Annotated in this window: 19 protein-coding genes; 8 read left to right on the top strand and 11 right to left on the bottom strand. The window is 67.7% G+C overall.

Features of this window, described 5'->3' with window-relative positions:
- Nucleotides 1–3: 3 nt before the first annotated feature.
- Together G9473_RS10045 and G9473_RS10040 are read right to left on the bottom strand one after the other, a co-directional pair.
- A complete protein-coding gene (locus G9473_RS10045; RefSeq protein ID WP_291132988.1) occupies nucleotides 4–477 on the bottom strand; it encodes a DUF1465 family protein in 474 nt (157 codons plus the stop codon).
- 349 nt (nucleotides 478–826) lie between these two features.
- Nucleotides 827–1,036, bottom strand: coding sequence for a DUF465 domain-containing protein (locus G9473_RS10040; RefSeq protein WP_291132987.1), 210 nt, complete (start codon nucleotides 1,034–1,036; stop codon nucleotides 827–829).
- 245 nt (nucleotides 1,037–1,281) lie between these two features.
- Here G9473_RS10040 and G9473_RS10035 point away from each other — a divergent pair, with 245 nt between their 5' ends.
- The 5 genes from G9473_RS10035 to tilS all read left to right on the top strand — a co-directional run bounded on the left by G9473_RS10035 (nucleotide 1,282) and on the right by tilS (nucleotide 7,160).
- On the top strand, nucleotides 1,282–1,449 hold the full coding sequence (locus G9473_RS10035; RefSeq protein WP_291132985.1) for a DUF465 domain-containing protein: 168 nt from the start codon (nucleotides 1,282–1,284) through the stop codon (nucleotides 1,447–1,449).
- 172 nt (nucleotides 1,450–1,621) lie between these two features.
- Nucleotides 1,622–3,892, top strand: a complete 2,271-nt coding sequence (gene ptsP / locus G9473_RS10030; protein ID WP_291132984.1) for a phosphoenolpyruvate--protein phosphotransferase — start codon at nucleotides 1,622–1,624, stop codon at nucleotides 3,890–3,892.
- A gap of 154 nt (nucleotides 3,893–4,046) precedes the next feature.
- The gene (locus tag G9473_RS10025) at nucleotides 4,047–4,916 is read left to right on the top strand and encodes a helix-turn-helix domain-containing protein (protein ID WP_291132982.1); all 870 of its coding nucleotides are present in this window, start codon (nucleotides 4,047–4,049) and stop codon (nucleotides 4,914–4,916) included.
- Between the two features lie 192 nt (nucleotides 4,917–5,108).
- Nucleotides 5,109–6,113 carry a tetratricopeptide repeat protein gene (locus tag G9473_RS10020; protein WP_291132980.1) on the top strand — a complete coding sequence of 335 codons (1,005 nt, stop codon included), beginning with the start codon at nucleotides 5,109–5,111 and terminating at the stop codon, nucleotides 6,111–6,113.
- Between the two features lie 135 nt (nucleotides 6,114–6,248).
- Complete coding sequence (tilS, locus tag G9473_RS10015; protein WP_367159809.1) at nucleotides 6,249–7,160, top strand: tRNA lysidine(34) synthetase TilS; 912 nt, start codon at nucleotides 6,249–6,251, stop codon at nucleotides 7,158–7,160.
- On the opposite strand, the gene G9473_RS10010 is transcribed toward tilS, so the two are convergent.
- The 5 genes from G9473_RS10010 to rimO all read right to left on the bottom strand — a co-directional run bounded on the left by G9473_RS10010 (nucleotide 7,157) and on the right by rimO (nucleotide 13,891).
- The gene (locus tag G9473_RS10010) at nucleotides 7,157–8,026 is read right to left on the bottom strand and encodes a L,D-transpeptidase family protein (protein WP_291132978.1); all 870 of its coding nucleotides are present in this window, start codon (nucleotides 8,024–8,026) and stop codon (nucleotides 7,157–7,159) included. The two genes, tilS and G9473_RS10010, sit on opposite strands and share 4 nt — an antisense overlap.
- 127 nt (nucleotides 8,027–8,153) lie before the next feature.
- Nucleotides 8,154–9,128: a glucokinase gene (locus G9473_RS10005; RefSeq protein ID WP_291132976.1), complete on the bottom strand. Its 975-nt coding sequence runs from the start codon at nucleotides 9,126–9,128 to the stop codon at nucleotides 8,154–8,156.
- Entirely contained in the window at nucleotides 9,125–10,930 is a 1,806-nt protein-coding gene (gene edd, locus G9473_RS10000; RefSeq protein ID WP_291132974.1) for a phosphogluconate dehydratase, read from the bottom strand. The genes G9473_RS10005 and edd overlap by 4 nt, the downstream gene beginning before the upstream one ends.
- Nucleotides 10,923–12,389: a glucose-6-phosphate dehydrogenase gene (gene zwf, locus G9473_RS09995; RefSeq protein WP_291132972.1), complete on the bottom strand. Its 1,467-nt coding sequence runs from the start codon at nucleotides 12,387–12,389 to the stop codon at nucleotides 10,923–10,925. Before zwf ends, edd begins: the two co-directional genes overlap by 8 nt.
- 113 nt (nucleotides 12,390–12,502) lie before the next feature.
- Nucleotides 12,503–13,891 (bottom strand): 30S ribosomal protein S12 methylthiotransferase RimO, encoded by a 1,389-nt coding sequence (rimO, locus tag G9473_RS09990; RefSeq protein ID WP_291132970.1) that lies wholly within the window; start codon nucleotides 13,889–13,891, stop codon nucleotides 12,503–12,505.
- 69 nt (nucleotides 13,892–13,960) lie between these two features.
- Here rimO and G9473_RS09985 point away from each other — a divergent pair, with 69 nt between their 5' ends.
- On the top strand, nucleotides 13,961–14,359 hold the full coding sequence (locus G9473_RS09985) for a DUF1761 domain-containing protein (RefSeq protein ID WP_291132968.1): 399 nt from the start codon (nucleotides 13,961–13,963) through the stop codon (nucleotides 14,357–14,359).
- 4 nt (nucleotides 14,360–14,363) lie between these two features.
- Here G9473_RS09985 and G9473_RS09980 read toward each other — a convergent pair whose 3' ends face one another.
- The 3 genes from G9473_RS09980 to serS are packed head-to-tail and all read right to left on the bottom strand — an operon-like array spanning nucleotide 14,364 to nucleotide 17,706.
- Nucleotides 14,364–15,452, bottom strand: a complete 1,089-nt coding sequence (locus tag G9473_RS09980; protein ID WP_291132967.1) for a TrkA family potassium uptake protein — start codon at nucleotides 15,450–15,452, stop codon at nucleotides 14,364–14,366.
- A 50-nt stretch (nucleotides 15,453–15,502) separates the two neighbouring features.
- On the bottom strand, nucleotides 15,503–16,267 hold the full coding sequence (surE, locus tag G9473_RS09975; protein ID WP_291132966.1) for a 5'/3'-nucleotidase SurE: 765 nt from the start codon (nucleotides 16,265–16,267) through the stop codon (nucleotides 15,503–15,505).
- Nucleotides 16,267–17,706, bottom strand: a complete 1,440-nt coding sequence (gene serS, locus G9473_RS09970) for a serine--tRNA ligase (protein ID WP_291132964.1) — start codon at nucleotides 17,704–17,706, stop codon at nucleotides 16,267–16,269. Before serS ends, surE begins: the two co-directional genes overlap by 1 nt.
- A 127-nt stretch (nucleotides 17,707–17,833) precedes the next feature.
- Here serS and G9473_RS09965 point away from each other — a divergent pair, with 127 nt between their 5' ends.
- Nucleotides 17,834–18,148, top strand: coding sequence for a hypothetical protein (locus tag G9473_RS09965; protein WP_291132962.1), 315 nt, complete (start codon nucleotides 17,834–17,836; stop codon nucleotides 18,146–18,148).
- Between the two features lie 87 nt (nucleotides 18,149–18,235).
- Here G9473_RS09965 and G9473_RS09960 read toward each other — a convergent pair whose 3' ends face one another.
- Complete coding sequence (locus G9473_RS09960) at nucleotides 18,236–20,584, bottom strand: TonB-dependent receptor (RefSeq protein ID WP_291132960.1); 2,349 nt, start codon at nucleotides 20,582–20,584, stop codon at nucleotides 18,236–18,238.
- A gap of 145 nt (nucleotides 20,585–20,729) precedes the next feature.
- Between G9473_RS09960 and G9473_RS09955 the strand changes: the two genes are divergently transcribed.
- On the top strand, nucleotides 20,730–21,371 hold the full coding sequence (locus tag G9473_RS09955; protein ID WP_291138397.1) for a TetR/AcrR family transcriptional regulator: 642 nt from the start codon (nucleotides 20,730–20,732) through the stop codon (nucleotides 21,369–21,371).
- Nucleotides 21,372–21,462: the final 91 nt, after the last annotated feature.

Below are 21,462 nucleotides of genomic sequence, written 5' to 3'. Positions count from 1 at the left end.
GCCCTAGCCGCGCCCCAGTTCGCGCCCGATCATCTGCTGGAACGCGCGCGCGGGCGACTGCATGGCGAAATCCTGCCGCCATGCTTCATCCAGCCGCGCGATTCGGCGGTGCAGCTGGACCGTTTCCTCGATCAGCGCGCGGGTTTCCGGTTCGAGCCGGGCCAGCGCTTCGGCATCCGCTTCGCGGTCGGGCGGGAGCGTGCCGTGACGCCGCACCTGGCTGGCGGACAGCTCGCCCGAAAAGAACGCGCGCTGATTGAGCAGCCAGGCGAGCACGTGCATCATTCGCGTCGTGGTCTTGAGCCCCTCGGTCGAGAGCGCGAGCCGGATCATCGCGCCTTCGCCGCTCATCGGGTCGGCGGGTTCGGCAGGCCGCGTCCCGGAGGCGAAGACCGCGCGCACCTCGTCGGCAAGGACGAGGGCTTCGGTGTAGAGTGCCTCGATGATCGGGCGGGAAAGATCGCTGGTGCGGGCCATGACTCCCACAGGGTTAGGGCGCGGGGGCGTGAAGCTCCATTATCCTATGGTTACTTTCCCGGTAAAAGATCGACGTGTCCCGGTGCGGGACGTTTTTATTGGCGCGCGCCCATCCGGGCGCGCGACATCCTCGCTCATGCGCCCTGCGGGCGCGTCGCTGCGGGCGGGCAGTCGCCCTTGCGGCCCTCCGGGCCGTTCCTGCGCTTCTTGGGGGCAAATCGAAGATCGAGCCGGGGAGCGCTGATCGGCGGCGCAGCCGCCGCAAGCGCGACCGCGCGCCCGCAGGTGCGCGAGCGAAGCGAGCAATAGCACCGAGGACGATCGCCCGGATGGGCGATCGCAAAGAAAGCTACGCAATAATATCGGGCAGCAATTCGTCCTCGATGATCGCGATCTGGTCCTTGAGGCGCAGCTTGCGCTTTTTCAGGCGCGCGATCTGGAGCTGGTCGACGAAGCCCGTTCGCTCCCCCGCCTCGGTCAGCGCGGCGATGGCCGCGTCGAGATCGCGATGTTCGGTGCGCAGCAATTCGAGCTTCTTGCGCAGCTCCGCCTCGTTCATTCCGCCTGCCTGCCTGTTCCCCGAACCCGTCGCCGAAGACCCTTCGGCCATGCGCCGATGGGCCTGAACGAGGTGCCGATCCCGTTAACGATTCACCGCGCACATCCGCGCAGACGCCGATTCACGCATTCTAACGACTTTGCAAGATAGCTTACCTGTGGTTTGCTTCAAACCTGCGGCTCGGCCGCAAGGGTCCGAGTCGCTTCTTTCGGGGGCAGCCCCCCGGCTTGAAGGAGGTAACGACTATGGCAACTGCAGCTTCCACCTCGCACGTCCAGGCACTCCAGTCCAAGCACGCCGGCATCGAAGCCCGCCTGCGCGACGAAATGGCCCGGCCCGCGCCCGATGCTGCAAAGGTCCAGTTCCTCAAGAAGCAGAAGCTCCGATTGAAGGAGGAGATCGCGCGCGGCTGACGCGCGCGCTCCCGTCAGCCTGATCCGGCCGGATTGACCCGGCGACAAGCATCCGGCGCGCCCGCGAGGCTGCGCGACCGGCGGGTTCGACTCTGCCTCCAGCAGCGCGAGCCCATGCGCTCACGCGGCGCTTTGCTTTTGCGCGCGCTCCGCAGTAGACCGGGCGGGACACATGACCGCTGCCGCATCCGCCCGCCAGATCCTCACCCGCCTGACCGAGGTCATGGCCTCGCGCCTTCACGCGCAGGGCAAGCTCGACCGCGTGGTCGAGATCATCGGCGAATGCCTCACCAGCGAGGTCTGCTCGATCTACCTGTTGCGCGAGGGGATGCTCGAGTTGTTCGCCACCCGCGGCCTCAACCAGAGCGCGGTCCACGTCACCCGCATGGCGGTGGGCGAGGGGCTGACCGGCACAATCGCGGCCAATGTCGAGACATTGAACCTCGCCGAGGCGAAGGCGCATCCCGACTTTCTCTATCGCCCCGAGACGGGCGAGGACAAATTCCATTCCTTCGCCGGCGTACCGATCGTCTACCGCGAACGCGCGGTGGGCGTGTTGTGCGTCCAGCACGTCGATCCGCGCCGCTACGAGGATGTCGAGATCGAGGCGCTCCAGACCACCGCGATGGTGCTGTCCGAACTGATCGCCAATGCCGAACTGGTCGACGAGGAGGAAGCGCGCGGCCTGACCGAGGAGCAGACCGCGCCCGCCAACGTCTCCGGGCTTCCCATGGTCAAGGGGCTCGGCGCGGGGCAGGCGGTCTACCACCAGCCGCGCGTCCAGATCACGCAGGTCATGGCCGAGGACATCGAGGCCGAGCGCCAGCGGGTCTACCGCGCCTTCGACAAGATGCGCGAGCAGATCGACAATCTTGCAGGCCAGGCCGAATTCGGCGTCGGCGGCGAGCACGAGGAGGTGCTCGAGACCTACAAGATGTTCGCCTATGACGAGGGCTGGTCGCGCCGCATCAACGAGGCGATCGATTCCGGCCTCACGGCGGAAGCGGCGATCGAGCGCGTCCAGCAGCACACCCGTATGCGGATGCGCGAGATCGACGACCCGCTGCTCGCCGACCGGATGCACGACCTGGAGGATCTCGCCAACCGGCTGATCCGGATCGTCGCGGGGCAATTGGGCACGGCGGCCTCGCAGGGGCTTCGGCGCGACACGATTCTGATCGCGCGTAATCTCGGCCCTGCCGAACTGCTCGAATACGACAAGCGGCGGCTGAAGGGCGTGATCCTGGAGGAAGGGTCATTGACCGCCCATGTCGTGATCGTCGCGCGGGCGATGGGCGTGCCGGTGCTCGGCCGGGCGCAGGGCGTGCGCGGGGTGATCCGCGAAGGCGACGAGGTTCTGCTCGATGCGACCGCGGGCAACGCGATCGTGCGCCCGCTGCAGCAGGTCTCCGATGCCTTCCACGCGCGCTTCGCCAAGTCGAAGGAGCGCCAGGCGGCCTATGCTTCGCTGCGCGATGTCGAACCCTTCACCCGCTGCGGGACGCGCATCCAGGTGATGATGAACGCCGGGCTGCGCGACGACATGAGCAATCTCGCCATGACGGGCGCGGACGGAGTCGGCCTGTTCCGCACCGAGTTTCAGTTCCTCGTCTCCGCGACGCTCCCCCAGCGCGAGCGGCAGACCCGGCTCTACCGCGACGTGCTCGATGCGGCGGGGGACAAGCCGGTGATCTTCCGCACGGTCGACATCGGCGGGGACAAGTCGGTGCCCTACCTCGCCTCGGACGTGGCGCGCAACGACGAGAATCCGGCGATGGGCTGGCGCGCGCTGCGGCTCGCGCTCGAACGCGAGGGGCTGATGAAGGCGCAGGCGCGCGCGTTGCTCGAAGCGGCGGGGGGCAGGGCGCTCTACGTCATGTTCCCGATGGTCAGCGAGGTGTGGGAATTCGACGCCGCCAAGGCCGTTTTCGAAGAACAGCACGCCTTCCTTCGCACCAAGAAGAAGCTCGGGCCGGAACGCATCCATTTCGGCGCAATGCTCGAAGTGCCCGCATTGGCCGAGGTGCTCGACCTGTTGCTGCCGAAACTGAGCTTCCTTTCGGTCGGCACCAACGACCTCACCCAGTTCCTGTTCGCCGCCGATCGCGCCAATCCCAAGCTCGCCCAGCGCTACGACTGGCTGTCCCCGTCGATCCTGCGGTTCCTGCGGCGCGTCATCCAGTCGAGCGTCGGCAGCGGCGTCGATGTCGGCGTGTGCGGCGAGATGGGCGGGCGCAGGCTGGAAGCTCTGGCATTGCTCGGCATCGGCTTCCGCCGCCTCTCGATCACGCCCGCGGCGGTCGGCCCGATCAAGGAACTGGTGCGCAAGATCGACCTCGACGAGCTTTCCGCCGCGCTCACCGCCTGGCTGGCCGACCCGGCCACCGACATCCGGGCAGAATTGTCCGCCTGGGCGAGCGCGCGCGAGATCGAAACCGATTGAGCTGCCATACGGCAGCCCGCCGCGCGCCTGCGGCAATCCGCGCGATTGCCGGGGGCGACGCCTTGACAGCGCCGGGCAACAGCGATTGTTATGATGCAACGCAAAAACCAGCGCAGAAACCGGCGCACACACCGCAAATAGCGTGGATCGGGTCATGAGCAGCGACACACAGACCGGCGGGTTCGGCGACGAAACGCTCGCCGACGCGCCCGAGGAGGATCTCGGCGGCGAGCCCGTCGGGGCCGGGGCGACCCTGCGCGCCGCGCGCGAGCGCAAGCGCCTCGAACTCGCCCATATCGCCGCGGAAACCCGTATCCCGATGCACCATCTCGAAGTGATCGAGGCGGGCGATTTCGAAACCCTGCCCTCGCGCACCTACGCCATCGGCTTTGCCCGCAACTACGCCCGCGTTGTCGGGCTGGACGAGGAAGAGATCGCCGACAAGGTTCGCGCCGAATTGTCGGACGAAGGCGAGCGCCGCCATCACGGGGCGGGCGCGATGGAGCCGGGTGACCCGGCCAAGCTGCCGTCGAACGGCCTGGCCTGGTTCGGCGCGATCGCCGCGATCGTGCTGGTGATCGGGGTGGTTGCCTTGTCCAGTTCCTATTTCGGCCAGGGCGCGGACTTGCCGCCGCTTACCCGCGAGGACACCGCGCCCGCTGCGCCGACCGAGCCCGCGCCGCAGGTCGCCGCCGCCGACACCGATGCCGCCCCGGCCCCCGCACCCGACGCTTCGGGCGAAGTGGTCTTCACCGCGACCGAGGACGGTGTCTGGGTGCGCTTTTACGAACGCGGCGGCGAACGGCTCTACGAAGCGCAGATGGAAAGCGGCGAAAGCTTTACCGTGCCGGGCGATGCGCGCGAACCGCTGATAAACACCGGGCGTCCCGATGCCTTTGCGATCACCATCGGCGGCCGAAGGGTGCCTCCGCTGGCCGAGGGGCCGCAGACGATGGGCGGCGAACCGGTTTCGGCACGCGCCCTGCTCGCGCGCGGCGAGGCGGATGGTCCCTCGGCCAATTGAACGCGCTGCGGGCTGCGATTTCCCACCGTTTTGGCAGCACCCGCCCCTCGACTTGAGGGCGTGCAGCGGGCACAGATTGGAATGGTGTTCATCCGCGTTCCCGCAGGGACGCGCGCGCGTGATGCCCGCCGACGCGGCCGGGCCGCGCGCGAACCCATGTGAAAGAGACGAGAGAGGGAGCTCGCAAGACCCATGACAATCGCCCCCGCCCTAGCTGCCGCCCCCGCGCCTCGCCGCTTTGCCCGGCGCATCCCGCAGGCGTTCGGCGTGCTCGTCGCCGGCGCGATCCTCGCGACCCTGCCGGCCCCGGCCGCGGCGCAGGACAACACCGATGCGCGCCTTCGCAAGATCGAGGCCGAGATCCGCGCGCTCCAGCGCAATGTCTTTCCCGGCGGCGACGGGCGCTTCTTCGAACCGCAGATCACCGGGGGCGAACAGGCCGCAAGCCGGCCCGACCGCCCCTCTACCAGCGCGATCACCGACATCCTCGCCCGGCTCGACGCACTCGAGCTGCAATTGCAGCGCCTCACCGCCCTCACGGAAGAAAACGCCAACGCCCTGTCCCGTCTCGACGAACGCGTCGCCGCGCTCGAGGCCGCGCCGACCGTCCGCACGCCCGCGCCCGCCGAAAGCGCGGCGACCGACAGCAATCTTGCCGCGATGACGGACGAGGATGCGGCAGAGGGCGACCAGCGGATCGAAACCGCACCGGTCAGCAGCGGTTCGGCGACAGCCAGTGCCGAAACGACCGGCCCCAGCCCCGAACGGCTCGCCGCGGTGCAGGCCATCACCAAGCCCGACACGGGCGATCCGGGCGAGGACGAATACACCTACGGCTTCCGACTGTGGGACGCCGGCTTCTATCCCGAAGCGCGCCAGCAATTGTCTAGCTTCGTCGAAGGCTACCCCGACCACCCGCTCATCACTTTCGGGCGCAACCTGCTGGGCCGCGCCTTCCTCGACGACGGCATGGCCGAAGAGGCGGCGCGCTGGTTCCTGCGCAATTATCAGGCCGACCGCACCGCGCGGCGCGCGCCCGACAGCCTGCTTTTCCTTGCGGAGAGCATGATCGAAATGGGCGACACGCGGCGCGCCTGCATCGCGCTCGCCGAATTCGGGGAGACCTATCCCGCGATCGCGACCGGGCGGCTCGCCGACCAGTACGAAAGCAACCGCCGCAAGGTGACCTGCGAATAGGCCGCCGCGCCGCGACGGCCCGGATTTCGGGGGAGACGCGCCATTGCCGGGAATATCGATCCCGACCTGATCGCCCGCTTCGACGCGGACCTCGCGCGGATCTGGCCGGAAGAGGAGCGCGAGGGGCCGCTCGGTCTGGCCGTCTCGGGCGGACCGGACAGCCTCGCACTCCTGCTGCTTGCCCATGCCGCCCTGCCGGGGCGGATTGCGGTCGCCAGCGTCGACCATGGCCTGCGCGCAGAGGCCGCGGGCGAAGTCGCCATGGTCGAGGCGCTGTGCGCCGAACGCGGCATTCCCTTCACCGCGCTCGCCGTCGAAGTGCCGCGCGGCAATCTCCAGTCGCGCGCGCGCGAGGCGAGATACGAAGCGCTCGCCCGCTGGGTGCGCGAGCAGGGTTGCGGCGCGCTCGCCACCGCGCACCATGCCGACGACCAGGCCGAAACGCTGCTCATGCGCCTTGCCCGGGGGAGCGGGCTCGCGGGCCTCGCCGGGGTGCGCGCCCACGGCCATGTTCCGGGCAGCGAGATCCTGCTGGTCCGCCCGCTCTTGTCATGGCGTAAGCGCGACCTCGAAACCGTGGTCGCCGCCGCGGGAATCGAGCCCGCGCGCGATCCCTCGAACGAGGACGAGGCGTTCGACCGGGTCCGCGTGCGCCGCCATCTCGCGCAGCACGACTGGCTCGACCCGCAGGCGCTGGCCGAAAGCGCAGGCCACCTGGCCGAGGCGTGGCGCGCGATCGAATGGTACGCGCAGCTCGATTTCGAGGAGATGGTGCACCGCGAGGACGTCCCGGACGGCCCCGCCTATCGCTATTACGCCAACGTCCCGCGCGCGATCCAGGTCGAGACGGTGCGCCGGATCGTCGCCGAGCTCGGCGGGCAGGTCAGCCGCGCCGAAGCGGGCCGCGCCGCCGACCGGCTATGGCGCTTCGAGAACGCCTCGCTCGGCGGGGTGCTCGCCGTGCCGGGAAGCGAAAGGCTCGAGAAAATCGGGCTTGAGGTGAGAGTCTGGCGCTTCCGGCCGGAACCGCCGCGCCGGGTTCACTAGGACAGGATCCTGTCGCCCACGCCGACATAGCGCCCGCGCGTGATCACCACCTTGTCGCCGCGCTTCGCCGCTTCGAACAGCTTCTTGGCGAACGGGTCGGGCACGCCGATGCAGCCGTGGCTGGCATAGCCGTTGATGACGGGCGAGCCGTGGATGGCGATCCCGTCCCAGGTCAGCCGCAGCGTCCAGGGCATCGGCGCGTTGTTGTATTTCTCGGAGATGTTGTCCTTTTCCTTGGTCAGGATCGGGAAGGTGCCGAGCGGGGTCGGGTGGCGCTTCGTGCCGAGCAGGGCGACCGCCGTGCCGATTTCGTGACCGCCGCGAAAGGCGCTGATGACGCGCGCGTCGAGGTCGACGGTGATGACCAGCGGGCCTTCGGCGGGCGCGGCGCTGTCGTCCCAGAACCATTCGCCATAGCGGATCGTGCCCTCGATCGGCAGGATGCTCTTGATGACGAAGGGATCGTCCGAGGCAGCGGGGGCGGCGGGAGCCGCTTCGGGTGCGGGGAGCGCCTGCACCACGGGGCTCGCCACCATACGCGTCGCCGGGCCGCGCGGCGAACGGTCCTCGTTCCCGGCGATCGGCGGGAGGTCGGCCTGCGGCTGCTCGCCCGGGGCGAGATCGGCCCCATAGGGCTGCGGGAGCGAGGGATCGACCACCAGCGAGGGGCCCATCGTGTCTGGATCGACCGCGCGGATTTCCCCGAGCGCTTCGCGCACTTCGCCGGCGGCTTCCACCGCGCGGTCGGCCGAGGCGCGCGCGTCGCTTTCCTGCGCGGCGACGAGGCCCGTTGCGGCAGAAAGCGCTCCGAACGCGAGGGCGGCGGCGAGGCCGGACACGGCGAGGCGGGGGGCGAGTTTCGTCATGGGCACTTTATGCCGCCTTGAACGCGCGCGCGCCAGTGCTGCGCGCGCCGCGTCCGATGCAGGGACGGCGCAGGGATAATCCTTAACAAGCGCCTCGCGGGCCAAATCCTACACGAAATCCTACAGCCTATCCTACACGATGCGCGAGCGCCGCTCCGAGCAATCCCGGCTGGGGATGCGTCACGAGCGAGAGGGGTATGGCTTTCATCAACTTGATGTAGCGACCCTTGGCGATGAAGGCTTCGTGAAACGCCGGGGCGCTCAGGTGTTGTTGGAGGCGCTGGCCCAGCCCGCCCGCGATCACCACCGCACTCGCTCCGTGGGCGAGGGCATAGTCGCCCGCGATCCGGCCGAGCGTTGCGATGAAGTGGGCGACGGCCTGCGCGGCGAGATCGTCCTCGCCCGCCATGCCCGCGGTCCAGATGTCGAGGCTTTCCGTGAGCGCAGGGCTGCGGCCCTCGCGCGCGGCGATCGCAGCCTGGATATGGACGATGCCTTCGCCCGAGATGACCCGTTCGACCGAGACTCGCTCGTGCCGTTCACGCAGCGCGGCGAGGATCGCGTCGTCGAGCGGGCAGACCGGCGCGAAGTCTATATGCGAGCCCTCGGTCGCCTGCACCAGCGCGCGGCCTTCGTGCATCCGGAAATGGGCGATGCCGAGCCCGGTACCGGGGCCGATCACGGTGACGGTCCCCTGCTCGGGCAGTGGTTCCTCGGGTCCGGCGAGATGGGCGAGCTCGCCCGCCCCGAGCCCCGCGACCGCGTGGGCGATTGCGGCGAAATCGTTGAGCAGGGTGACGTGCGCAACGCCTAGTTCGGAGGGGAGCGCGTCGGGGTCGAAACGCCAGTCGGCATTGGTCAGCTTGAACGGACCTTCGCCCACCGGCCCGGCCAGCGCGAAGGCCGCGCCGTTGGGCGTGAAGCCGGGTTCGCGTTCGAGAAAAGCGCGCCAAGCCGAGGGAAGGTCCGGATAGTCGCCGGTGCGCAATACGACCGGTTCGCCGAGGCTCGCGCGCCCCTCCGCATCGACGCGCGCGCGGGCGAAGCGGGCGTGAGTTCCGCCTATGTCGGCGACCGCGATCTCCCCGGTCGTGTCGGTCACAGCCCGGCCTGCGCCAGCATCGCCGAGGCGCCCTGTTCCGCCCCGTCGGCATGAGCCTGCATCATGCGGAAAAGTTCGCGACCGACGCCCCATTGGGTCGGCGGGTCCGCGGCGGGTTCGCGCGTATCGAGGTCGGCTGCGACCGACAGTTCGCCGGTCTCGGCACAAACCTTTATCACGTCGCCGTCGCGCACTTTCGCAAGCGGGCCGCCGCCCTTCGCCTCCGGGGTGAGGTGGATCGCGGCGGGCACCTTGCCGCTCGCCCCAGACATCCGCCCGTCGGTGACGAGCGCGACGCGGTGGCCGCGGTTCTGCAGCACGGCGAGCGAGGGGGTGAGCGCGTGGAGTTCGGGCATCCCGTTGGCGCGCGGGCCCTGGAAACGGACCACCACCACCACGTCGCGGTTGAGTTCGCCGGCCTTGAACGCGGCGAGAACCTCGGACTGGTCGGCAAACACGCGCGCGGGCGCCTCGATCGTCCAGCGTTCGCGCTCGACGGCGGAACTCTTGAAACAGGCCCGGCCGAGATTGCCGGTCAGAAGGCGCATCCCGCCGTCCGGCTGGAACGGGTCCGCGACCGGGCGCAGCATGGTGTCGTCGCGGGTCGCCTCGATCCCCGCCCAGCCGAGCGAGCCCTCCTCGAAGACGGGCTCCTTGGCATAGGCGGCAAAGCCCTCGTCCCACACGGTCAGGATGTCGCCATGGGCGAGCCCTGCATCGAGCAATTCGCCGATCACGTAGGCCATGCCGCCCGCCGCGTGGAACTGGTTCACGTCGCCCGAGCCATTGGGATAGACCCGCGCGATCAGCGGCACGACGCGGCTGATTTCGGCAAGGTCGCTCCAGTCGATGCGGATGCCTGCCGCGCGCGCCATGGCGGGGATGTGGATGGCGTGGTTGGTCGAGCCCCCGGTCGCAAGCAGGCCGATGACGGCGTTGACGATCGCCTTTTCGTCGACGACCTGAGCGAGCGTGCGCTCCGTCGTTCCGGCGAGCGCGGCGAGGCGATGCACCGCCGCCCGGTCGAGCGCTTGGCGCAGCTTCGTCCCCGGCTGGACGAAGGCCGCGCCGGGCACGTGGAGCCCCATCATCTCCATCATCATCTGGTTCGAATTGGCCGTGCCGTAGAAGGTGCAGGTGCCGGGCGAATGATAGCTTCCGAGCTCGCTTTCGAGCAGTTCGTCGCGCCCGATCTCTCCGGCGGCGTATTTCTGCCGCGTCTCCTGCTTCTGCGCGTTCGAGATGCCCGAGGGCATCGGGCCGGAGGGGACGAAGACCGCGGGCAGGTGGCCGAAACGCAGCGCGCCGATCATGAGGCCGGGCACGATCTTGTCGCAGATGCCGAGGCAGGCGACGGCGTCGTACATCTGGTGAGAGAGCGCGACGCCGGTCGCCATGGCGATCGTGTCGCGGCTGAAAAGCGAGAGCTCCATCCCGTCCTCGCCCTGCGTCACGCCGTCGCACATGGCCGGCGTGCCGCCCGCGACCTGCGCGGTCGCGCCGACCTCGCGGGCGTGGATCTTGAGGCGCTCGGGATAGCGGTAATAGGGCGCGTGGGCCGATAGCATATCGTTGTAGGCCGTCACGATCCCGATGTTCGGTCCGCGGCGGTTCTTCATCGCCTCCTGGTCCTCCATCGCGCCTGCAAAGGCGTGGGCGAGGTTGGAACAGGCGATGTCCTTATGGTCCGGGCGGCGGTCCGCCTCGCGCTTCATCAGTTCGAGATAGGCGGAGCGCGAATCGCGCGAGTTTTCGATCACGCGCTGCGTGACCCGGTGGATCGTGTCGTCGAGCTTACTCATGCCAGCTCACTCCGTCGCGTTCGACGAGGCCGATCGCCGCGCTCGGCCCCCAGCTTCCTGCGGTGTAGGTGCGCGGCGCGAGGCCGCTCGCCGCCCATTCGGCGCGGATCGCGTCGATCCAGTGCCATTGAGCCTCGACCTCGTCGCGGCGCACGAACAGGGTCTGGTCGCCCTTGATGAGGTCGAGCAGCAGGCGCTCGTAGGCGATCCGGCGATGCTGCCCGACGAAGGCGTCGGGCATGGCGATTTCGAGCGGGACTTCGCGCAGGCTCACCCCGTCCTCGTCGAGTCCCGGGACTTTCGCCATCAGGGTGAGGGTGATGTTCTCTTCCGGCTGGATCCCGATGAGCAGGTCATTGGGATGGGTCGTCACCATCCCGCCGGCCCCGGCCTCGTCGAAGATCGAATGGGGGACGCAGCGGAACTGGACGAGGATTTCGGTCACGCGCTCGGGCAGCCGCTTACCGGTGCGCAGGTAGAACGGCACGCCCTTCCAGCGCCAGTTGTCGACGTGGGCCTTGATCGCGACGAAGGTCTCGGTGTCCGACTCGCGGCCCAGTTCTTCGTCGTAGCCGGGCACGGCCTGTCCGCCGATCGCGCCTGCGCGGTATTGCCCGGTGACGGTCTCGCCCGGCTTGGCGGGGCGAAGGGCGCGAAGGACCTTGACCTTCTCGTCGCGGATCGCGGTCGGGCCGAAGCCCGTCGGCGGCTCCATCGCGACTAGGCTGAGGAGCTGGAGCATATGGTTCTGCACCATGTCCCTGAGCGCACCCGCGCCGTCGTAGAAGTCGACCCGCCCCTCGAGCCCGACGGTTTCGGCGACGGTGATCTGGACGTGGTCGATATAGGTGGCGTTCCAGATCGGCTCGAACAGGATGTTGGCGAAGCGCAGGGCGAGGAGGTTCTGCACCGTCTCCTTACCGAGATAGTGGTCGATGCGGAAGATGCGGTCCTCGGGGAAAGCCTCCGCGACCGCGTCGTTGATCGCGCGGCTCGAATCGAGATCGTCGCCCAGCGGCTTTTCGAGGCACATCCGCACGTTCTCGCCCGTCAGCCCGGCGTGCTGGAGCCCGGCGATGGTCGGGCCGAACAGGCTGGGCGCGGTCGACAGGAAGATCGCAAGGCCCGTGTCCGACCCTTCGCCCAACGGACCGACCTTGGCGGCAAGGTCGTCGAAGCCCTCCAGCGTCGAGGCGTCGAGCGGCTGGTAGCGCAAGCGGTTGAGGAAATCCGCCATGCCTCCGCGCCGTTCGGCCGGCAGGTGCTCCTCCAGCGCGCTGCGGGCCATGTCGCGGAAGCCCGCATCGTCGAGTTCGCTGCGGGCCGTGCCGATGATCGCAAGGCTTTCAGGCAGCAGTCCGTCCGCATCGAGCGCGCACAGCGAGGGCAGCAGCTTGCGTCGCGCAAGGTCGCCGGTCGCTCCGAACAAAAGCAGCCGGTCGGCGTGGAACTGGGTCAAATCGGTCTCTCCGCTCGATAGGGGCCGCCTGTCGCGGGGCCCTTTCGTGCAATGCTAGCCAATCGCGGGGAGGGCGGCAATGCGGCGTTGATAACGTTTTCTTGACCCGCCTCCTAGGGGGCGATCACCCCGAACAGGTCGTGTTCGTCGGCATCCTCGATTGTCACCTCAACGATCGCGCCGGGCTGAAGGTCCGGGGGAACGTCGCGCAGGTGGACCGCGCCGTCGATCTCGGGCGCGTCGGCCTCGCTGCGGCCCGTCGCGCCCACGTCGCCGTCCTCATCGGGCTCGCCGACCTCGTCGATGATGACGGGCAGCGTGCGCCCGACCTTGGCGGCGAGCTTTTCCGCGCTGATCCGGGCGGTGAGCTCCATCAGGCGGGCGTAGCGTTCTTCCTTGACCTCTTCGGGCACGGGATCGGGCAGGGCATTGGCCGCCGCGCCTTCGACCGGCTCGAACCGGAACGCACCGACCCGGTCGAGCCGCGCTTCGGCGAGCCAGTCGAGCAGGTAGGCGAAATCCTGCTCGGTCTCGCCGGGGAAACCGACAACGAAGGAGGAACGCACCGCGATGTCGGGGCAGGTCTCGCGCCAGCTCTTCAGCCGGTCGAGCACCTTGGCTTCGTTGGCGGGGCGCTTCATCAGCTTGAGCACCCTGGGGCTCGCGTGCTGGAATGGGATGTCGAGATAGGGGGTCAGCAGCCCCTCGGCCATCAGCGGGATGACCTGGTCGACATGGGGGTAGGGGTAGACATAGTGCAGCCGCACCCACGGCGCGCGGCCCTCTTCGGTGCGTAGCTGGCCGAGTTCGCGGGCGAGATCGGTCATGTGCGCGCGCACCTCGCGGTCCTTCCAGGCGCGCGGTTCGTGGCGGATGTCGACCCCGTAGGCGCTGGTGTCCTGCGAGATGACGAGCAGTTCGCGCGTCCCCGCCGCGACCAGCTTTTCCGCCTCGCGCAGCACCGCGTCGATCCGGCGGCTGGCGAGCTTTCCGCGCAGCTGCGGGATGATGCAGAAGGCGCAGGAGTGATTGCAGCCCTCGGAAATCTTCAGGTAGCTGTAGTGGCGCGGGGTCAGCTTGATGTCCGGCTGGGGGATCAGGTCGACGAACGGCCCTTGCGACGGCGGCGCATGGGTGTGGACCGCCTCGACCACCTGCTCGTACTGGTGCGCGCCCGTCACGGCCAGCACCTGCGGATGAGCGGCGCGGATTGCATCGGCCTCCTCGCCCATGCAGCCGGTGACGATCACCCGCCCGTTTTCCGAAATCGCCTCACCGATCGCCGCGAGGCTTTCTTCCTTCGCGCTGTCGAGAAAGCCGCAGGTGTTGACCAGCACGACGTCCGCGCCCGCATAGTCGGGGCTGATCGCGTAGCCGTCGGCGCGCAGGCGGGTGAGGATGCGCTCGGAATCGACCAGCGCCTTGGGGCAGCCGAGCGAGACCATGCCGACGCGTTTCTGGTCGGGAAGCGTCCGGGGAGGGGAAGTGGTGGCGGTGTCCATTTGGCGCGCGCCTCTACACGCAAAGCGGCTTATGCGCTAGCAGGATGCTTTGTTTCGGAGTTTCACGGCATGAACGATTTCGCCTTGTGGCCGGTGCTGGCCGGGACCGCCGCCTTCTTCGCCGTCGGTGCGGTCTGGTACGGCGTGCTGTTCGGAAAGGCATGGCAGCGCGCGGCCGGCCTTTCGGACGCGGACGTGCGAACGGGCAACATGGCGGTGATCTTCGCCCTCACCTTCCTGTTCGAGATGCTGGTCGCGATGGTGCTGTGGCACCTCGTCGCGCGGACCGACCCGGCACCGCACGTCGTCATGATGATGGCGGTGGGCTTTGCTGTCGGCGTGATGATCCCGGCGGTGGGGATCAATTACCTCTACCAGCGCAGGAGCGGGCTGCTCTTCGCGATCGATGCGGGCCATTTCCTCGTCGGCATGGCGGCGATGGGCGGCGTCTTCCTGCTGCTGCGCTGAAGCGCTATTCGCGGTTGTCGCCGTGCCCGTCGCCCTTGGTCGTGCCGTTCTCGGTCGGCACGATCTCGACGATGATGTCGCCTTTCTGAAGGCTCTGGCATTCCTCTTCCCAATAGCCGATCGCGCGGCCATTACGGTAAACCCTGAGGCCCGTTCCCCCGCTGTCGAGGTCGGTTATCGGACGGCCGCATTCCTTCTCGTCGACCACTCGCTCGACCAGCTGGACCCGGCCCGAAACCGAGGCGAGGTCGGCAAGGTAGTCCGAGATATGCGCGCCCTTGGCGCTGCCGGCCAGCAGCAGGCCGGTAAAGCGCACCGGGTTGATGACGTTGTTCGCGCCCGCCTGCCTTGCGAGCACTTCGTTGTCCTGCGCGCGCACGACCACGCTGATCGGAACCTTGGGCGCGAGGTGGCGGACGGTCAGCACGATCAGGATCGAGGTGTCGTCGCGTCCCGCGGAAACCAGCACGGTCTGCGCATTGCCGATCCGCACCGCCTTCAGCGTCTCGTCGCGGGTCGCATCGGCGGCCATGACGTTCACGCCCAGCTTTTCGGCCTCGGCCAGCCGCTCCTCGCTCGGGTCGACCACGACGATGCAGCTGGCATCGGTCCCGCGCGCGATCAGTTCCTCGACGCTCTGCGAGCCGGAAACGCCATAGCCGAGCACCACGACGTGGCCGGTCAACTGTTCCTGGATTCGGGCCATGCGCCATTTCTCCCAGCTGCGCTTGATGATGAAATTATAGGCCGTGCCGACGAAGATGAAGAGGACGGCAAAGCGCACCGGGGTGACGATCACCGCTTCGATCAGCCGCGCGCGGTCGCTGATCGGGGCGATGTCGCCGAAGCCGGTCGTGGTGATCGAGATCATCGTGAAATAGACGACGTCGAGAAAACTCACGTGGCCGTCGAAATTGTCGACCAGCCCTTCGCGATCCCACCAGTGGATTCCGATGACGATGAGTATCAGGAAAAGCGCAAGGCCGAGCCTTATGCCGAGATCGCCCCAGACGGGCAGCTTTACCTGTCTGCGAAGGGGCTGGAAACGCCGCCGCGCCCGCGCCTTGGGCTCGGACTTCGACCTGTCGGTCATCAGCTTGCGAGGCTTTTCCTCCGCCACGATATTGCCGCCCCCCGGCGCGCCTATCCGCTGAACCGGTCGGCCAGCGCGCCGATGGTCGGGTAATGGGTGAGGTCGAGCTGGAGCGGGGTGACGGCGACATAACCGTCGTCGATCGCCTCTAGATCGGTCCCATGGTCGAGCGTGTGCTCGATCGGGTCGAGCCCGAACCAGAAATAGGGCTTGCCGCGCGGGTCGCGCCCCTCGACCACCGTGCCGCGCTTGTAATCGTGGAAGCCCTGCCGCGCGACCCGGATGCCGCGCACCTCGCCCGCCGGGCGGGGCGGGAAATTGACATTGACGAGCGTGCGCTCGGCAAACGGCGCGTCGAGCAGCGGGGCGATCACTTTCGGTCCCCATTCGCGCGCGGCGGCGAATTCCTCCTCGGTCCCGTGCGTCTCGCCGTTGTAGACCTGGCTCAATGCGATCGAGCGCACCCCTGCGAGCGCCCCTTCGATCGCGGCCGAAACTGTGCCCGAATAGGTGATGTCGTCGCCGAGATTGGCCCCGCGATTTACCCCCGACAGGATGATATCGGGCGGCGTGTCGAGCACTTCGCGCAAGGCCAGCATCACGCTGTCGGTCGGTGTTCCGGTCACGGCATAGCGCCGCTCTGCGAATTTCTGCAGCCGCACCGGGTGGTTTAGCGTGAGCGAATGGCCCGCACCCGACTGTTCCTCGGACGGGGCGCAGACCCACACGTCGTCGGAGAACTGCCCGGCGATCTCCTCCAGCACGGCAAGGCCGGGGGCATGGTAGCCGTCGTCATTGGTGACAAGGATGCGCATCAGGATTTCGGCTCCAGCCGGGTCGTGCCGGCCATGTAGGGGTGGAGTGCCTCGGGAATGGCCACGCTGCCATCGGCTTCCTGGTAGTTCTCGATCACCGCGACGAGGGTGCGGCCCACGGCGAGGCCCGACCCGTTGAGGGTATGGACGAATTCGGTCTTCTTCGTCTCGCCTTCCGGACGGTAGCGGGTCTTCATCCGCCGCGCCTGGAAATCGCCGGTGTTGGAGCAGGACGAAATCTCGCGCCATGCGCCCTGTCCGGGGAGCCATACCTCGAGATCATAGGTCTTGCGCGCGCCGAAGCCCATGTCGCCGGTGCAAAGGAGCATGGTGCGATAGGGCAGGCCGAGCGCCTCGAGGACGCCTTGGGCGCAGGCGAGCATCCGCTGATGTTCGGCCTCGGACTCCTCGGGCTTCACGATGCTGACGAGCTCGCATTTCTCGAACTGGTGCTGGCGGATGAAGCCCCGCGTATCGCGCCCCGCCGCGCCCGCTTCGGAGCGGAAGCACTGGGTGAGCGCGGTCAGGCGGATGGGCAGGGCATCGGCGTCGAGGATGTCGCCCATGACGCTCGCGGTGAGGGAGACTTCGGCGGTGGGTATTAGCCAGCGGCGGCCTCCGCTTCGCAATTCCTTAGCCTGATCGGCTGCCATACCCGCTAGCCGATCAAGAAGCTCGATCTCAGATTCATCGTCGCCCAATCGCTTTGCCGCAACTTGTTTTGATGCAATTTCGATTAGTTGCGCCTTAAAGCTAGCGTGGTCGATCTCGATTGCGGTCTGAAAGCTGTCTTCGGCGAACTTGGGCAGCTTGTCGGTCCCGTACATCGCCTCGTCCTTGACCAGCACGGGCGGGTTGCATTCGGTGTAGCCGTTCTCGCCCACCTGCCTGTCGAGCATGAACTGGCCGAGCGCGCGGTGCAGGCGCGCCATGTCGCCTCGCAGGAAGGTGAAGCGCGCGCCCGACAGCTTGGCCCCGGTCTCGAATTCCATGCCGAGCGCGGGCGCGATGTCGGCGTGTTCCTTCGGCTCGAAGTCGAATTCGCGCGGGGTTCCCCAGCGGGAGACCTCGACATTGTCTTCCTCGTCAGCGCCTTCGGGCACGTCGGCGGCGGGGATGTTCGGGATGATCGCAAGCGCGTGGTCGAGTTCGGCCGAAACCTTCGCCAGCCGCTCTTCCATTTCGGGCATGGCCTGCTTCAGTTCGGCAACCTCGGCCTTGAGCTTTTCGGCCTCTTCGGTGTTGCCCTGTCCCATCGCCTTGCCGATCGCCTTGGAGGCTTCGTTGCGGCGGCTCTGGGCTTCCTGCAGGCGGGTGGTGAGCGCGCGGCGTTGCTCGTCGAGCGCGAGGAGCGTCTTAGCGACCGGCTCCGCGCCGCGCCGGGCGAGGCCGGCATCGAAGCCCTCGGGATCGTCCCTGATCAGGCGGATATCGTGCATGGGCAGCGCCTATGCCTGCTCGCGGCCCCCAAGAAAACCGCTTTTTGCGACGGAATGCCGTGCCGGTCGCCCCAGCGGCGGAACCGCGCGCGTTGCCAACCGGTTGGTCGGGTAAAGGAGGAGACAGATGCTCAGATCACTCATCGGGGCCGCCGCAGGCTCGAAACTCGCGAAACGCTATCCCGTGCTCGGCGGGGCCACCGGGGTCGTCGCCGCGCGCGCCGCTCCCTTCATCATCAAGCGCATCAGCATCCCGGCCATGCTGGCGATGGGCGCGGGCGGCTATCTCGCCAAGCGGTATTTCGATCGCAAGGACGAAGGCGGGGCAGGGAAGAAGGCCAAGCCGACCGACGGGTCGGACAGCGACACCGGCACGGTGATCGACAACCCGCCCGGGGGCGCGATCAAGAAGACCAACGGCAGGCCGCCCGCGGTCAACTGACCCGGCGCGACGTGCGCATAGAAAAGCCCGGAAGACCGCGTATGGCCTTCCGGGCTTTTCCGTGTCAGCTCCCGTCCAAGGGAGAGGTCAGAAATTGATCTGCGCGGTGACGTAGATCCGGCGCGGGTCGCCGTAGAAGCCGGTCAGCGTCCCTTCGAGCCCCAGCGTCGGGGTGAAAGGCGTGCCCGGAGGCGTGCCGCCGCTCACGAAATTGTAGCCCGCGACGATATATTCCTTGTCGAACAGGTTCTTGCCGTGGAGGCCGATCGAATAGAACCCGTCATCCGCGGTGTAGACGATGCTCGCATCGACCAGCACGAAGCCGTCCTGGTCGAGGAACGGGTTGGGCACTTCGAACTGGCTCGCATCCGAACGCAGCGAGGCAAGGCCGATCACGTCGAACATCCCGTCGCCCGCGGGAATGCCGAGGTTGAAGCCCATGTGCCCGGTGATGTCGGGCGTGTTCTGGAACACCCGCTGGTCCGCGACATCGTTTCCGAAGGCGTCGATGAAGGTGTTGAACTGCGCATCGAGCACGCCGAGCGACCAGTTGACCGAGAAGCGGCTGCCCGCGCCTGCGAAATCCTTGCCGACGAGCGCGTTGCCTTCGAACTCGATCCCGTTGACGTCGGCGCTCGCCGCGTTCGAGGTGATGCCGATGAAGCTGTCGTTGACCCCGTCGCCATTGGTGTCGACGCCGACCGAGCCCGGGATCTGCACGTCGTTGTACTGGCTGAGGAAGCCGGCGAGCGAGATGTTCACCCGGTTGTCGAGCAGCGAGGCCTTCCAGCCCAGCTCGAAGCTGTCGACCGTTTCGGGCGCGAAGCGCAGGAATTCGAACTGGTCGTCGAAATCCACGTCCCCGTCGCCGTCGAGATCGGGTGCTGCGGTGGTCTGCCCGCGCGGGTCGAAACCGCCGCCCTTGAAGCCCTGCGAATAGGTGAAATAGAGGTTGTGATCGCGATTGGGCTGCCAGCTGATCGAGGCGCGCGGGTTGAAGTCCTCGAACGTCTCGCTGCCTTCGAAATCGGATGTCACCGCGATCGGCACGCCCGCCCCGTCGAACAGGTCGGAGAACCCGCCGATGAAGGTCGTGCGCAGCACCCGGCTGGTGCGCTTGTCATTGGTGTAGCGCCCGCCCAGCGACACGCTGATCGTGTCGGTGAGGTCATAGGTGAAATCGGCGAAGACCGACCAGGTCTCGGTATCGACATCGCCCAGCGTCTGCGCGTTCAGCCCCGGAAGGCCGATCGCCGCGCCGGTGTTGAACAGCGCCACGTCGAAGGCGGTGAAGGCGTTGGCGTTGAGGTAGTAGAAGCCCACCACGCCCGACAGCCTGTCGCCTTCGTAGAGCAGCTGCAGTTCCTGGCTGAACTGGTCGTTCTCGTAGATCGCCGGCACGTCGAGGTCGGCGGCGGGAAGGCTGTCGAAATCGATCGGGGTGGTCGACTGGTCCTCGCGGTAGCCGGTGATCGACTTGAGCGTGATCGTATCGGACAGCTCGACCGCGATGTTGAGCGCACCGCCATAGGCTTCGACTTCCTGGTCGACCACATTGAGCCCCGCGCGCGTGTCGAACACGTCGTCGAGCACGGGCGCTCCGGTCAGCAGGCCGGGGATCAGGCGATGGCCCTGGCGGGCTTCCGAATTGTCCTTCACATAGTCGCCCGACAGGCGCACGAAGACCGGGCCGCTGTCGAACTCGATCGTCCCGCGCGCGGCCCACACGTCCTTGTTGTAGTTCTCCGTGCCGAGCGTCAGGTTTTCGCCGAAGCCGCCGCGCGACAGCCGCGCGCCGCTCGCGCCGATCTTGAGGTTGTCGGTGATGGGCGTGGAGGCGGTGACGATCAGGTCGGCCTGGTCATAGGAACCATAGGCGCCGCGAATCTGCAGGCTCGTCTCGTCGGGCAGCTCGGCGGTGACATACTTGATCGCCCCGCCGATCGTGTTGCGCCCGTACAGAGTGCCCTGCGGCCCGCGCAGAACCTCGATCCGCTCGACGTTGTAGATGTCGAGCACGGCGGCCTGCGGGCGGTTGAGATAGACATCGTCGATATAGAGCCCGACGCCCGCCTCGAAGCCTGCGACCGGGTCCTGCTGCCCGACGCCGCGAATGAAGGCGGTGAGGGTGGTGTTGGTCCCGCGGCTCACTTCGAGCGTGATGTTGGGAACCTGCTGGCCGATCTGGGTCAGCTCGAGGATGCCCTGTTCCTGCAGCGTCTCTCCGCTCAGCGCGGTGACCGAGATCGGCACGTCGAGCAGGCGCTCCTCGCGGCGGCGGGCGGTGACGACGATCGTGTTGCCGCTGTCCTCGCTTAGCTCTTCGGCCGTGACATCCGCCTCGGTGTCCTGCGCAGCGGCGGGTGCGGCGACAATCCCGAGGCCCGCACAGCCCGCGAGCAGCAGCGCGCGGCTGCGAAACACGTGATTCGTCATATTCCCTCTCTCCGGTTTTTTCGTCCCTGATGCGCCCAATATTGAAAGGTGAACCAACTTTCAAGTTTTTCCTTGTCACAATCCTCTGCCATGCCTACCGATGCGCTGACGGGAGACGTTCATGGCAGGCTCTAAGGGCTCGGGAATGGGCGAAAGGACGCGCGCCAGGGTCGATGGCGCGGCGGCCGAGGGCAAGGCGCCGCGGACCGAGCGCGGGCGCAAGACCCTGCGCAAGCTGCTCGACGCTTCGGCGGTGGAATTCGGCGAAAAGGGCTTTCATGAAGCTTCGGTGAGCTCGATCACCCGCCGCGCGGGCGTCGCGCTGGGAAGCTTCTACACCTATTTCGACAGCAAGGATGCGCTGTTCCGGGCGCTGGTGCAGGACATGAGCGAGAATGTCCGCACCTCGGCGCGCTCGGCCCTGAAGGAGGGCATGGGCGCGCTCGAGATCGAACGCGCCGCGCTCGCCGCCTTCCTCGCTTTCGCGCGCGAGCACAAGGAGATCTACCGCATCATCGACGAGGCCGAATTCGTCGATCCGGAAAGCTATCGCGACCATTACGAGACGATCGCCGGGCGCATCCGGGCGCGGCTCGAGGCGGGGTCGGCGAATGGCGAGCTGCGCGAAGACCTCGGCGAGCTAGAGGCGTGGGCGATCATGGGCATGAACGTCTTCGTCGGCCTGCGCTACGTCGTGTGGGGCGAAGCGGATGGAGAGGCGGGCGATCCCGAAGAGATCGCCTCCGCGGTCAACCGTCTCATCGCCCGGGGCATCGAACGCCGCTGACATCACCTGCAAGTGCTGTCCCTGTCGCCACGCCGGCCGGCGAGGGCGAGGGCGAGGGCGGGCGCGGTGCTGCGCCCGAGCGTGAGCGCGC

Source organism: Erythrobacter sp. (genome assembly GCF_011765465.1).
GTDB lineage: Bacteria > Pseudomonadota > Alphaproteobacteria > Sphingomonadales > Sphingomonadaceae > Erythrobacter.
Note: the sequence above shows the minus strand (reverse complement) of the source record. Positions and strands in the feature narration are given on the sequence as shown.

Excerpts from the sequence above, each read along its gene's own strand:
- G9473_RS10010 (WP_291132978.1), bottom strand. The coding sequence starts at position 8,026 with ATGACGAAACTCGCCCCCCGCCTCGCCGTGTCCGGCCTCGCCGCCGCC.
- G9473_RS10020 (WP_291132980.1), top strand. The coding sequence starts at position 5,109 with ATGACAATCGCCCCCGCCCTAGCTGCCGCCCCCGCGCCTCGCCGCTTT.
- rimO (WP_291132970.1), bottom strand. The coding sequence starts at position 13,891 with ATGGACACCGCCACCACTTCCCCTCCCCGGACGCTTCCCGACCAGAAA.
- G9473_RS09980 (WP_291132967.1), bottom strand. The coding sequence starts at position 15,452 with ATGACCGACAGGTCGAAGTCCGAGCCCAAGGCGCGGGCGCGGCGGCGT.
- G9473_RS10040 (WP_291132987.1), bottom strand. The coding sequence starts at position 1,036 with ATGAACGAGGCGGAGCTGCGCAAGAAGCTCGAATTGCTGCGCACCGAA.
- ptsP (WP_291132984.1), top strand. The coding sequence starts at position 1,622 with ATGACCGCTGCCGCATCCGCCCGCCAGATCCTCACCCGCCTGACCGAG.
- G9473_RS10045 (WP_291132988.1), bottom strand. The coding sequence starts at position 477 with ATGGCCCGCACCAGCGATCTTTCCCGCCCGATCATCGAGGCACTCTAC.
- G9473_RS09965 (WP_291132962.1), top strand. The coding sequence starts at position 17,834 with ATGCTCAGATCACTCATCGGGGCCGCCGCAGGCTCGAAACTCGCGAAA.
- G9473_RS09985 (WP_291132968.1), top strand. The coding sequence starts at position 13,961 with ATGAACGATTTCGCCTTGTGGCCGGTGCTGGCCGGGACCGCCGCCTTC.
- edd (WP_291132974.1), bottom strand. The coding sequence starts at position 10,930 with ATGAGTAAGCTCGACGACACGATCCACCGGGTCACGCAGCGCGTGATC.
- G9473_RS10035 (WP_291132985.1), top strand. The coding sequence starts at position 1,282 with ATGGCAACTGCAGCTTCCACCTCGCACGTCCAGGCACTCCAGTCCAAG.
- serS (WP_291132964.1), bottom strand. The coding sequence starts at position 17,706 with ATGCACGATATCCGCCTGATCAGGGACGATCCCGAGGGCTTCGATGCC.
- G9473_RS10025 (WP_291132982.1), top strand. The coding sequence starts at position 4,047 with ATGAGCAGCGACACACAGACCGGCGGGTTCGGCGACGAAACGCTCGCC.
- surE (WP_291132966.1), bottom strand. The coding sequence starts at position 16,267 with ATGCGCATCCTTGTCACCAATGACGACGGCTACCATGCCCCCGGCCTT.
- G9473_RS09960 (WP_291132960.1), bottom strand. The coding sequence starts at position 20,584 with ATGACGAATCACGTGTTTCGCAGCCGCGCGCTGCTGCTCGCGGGCTGT.
- G9473_RS09955 (WP_291138397.1), top strand. The coding sequence starts at position 20,730 with ATGGGCGAAAGGACGCGCGCCAGGGTCGATGGCGCGGCGGCCGAGGGC.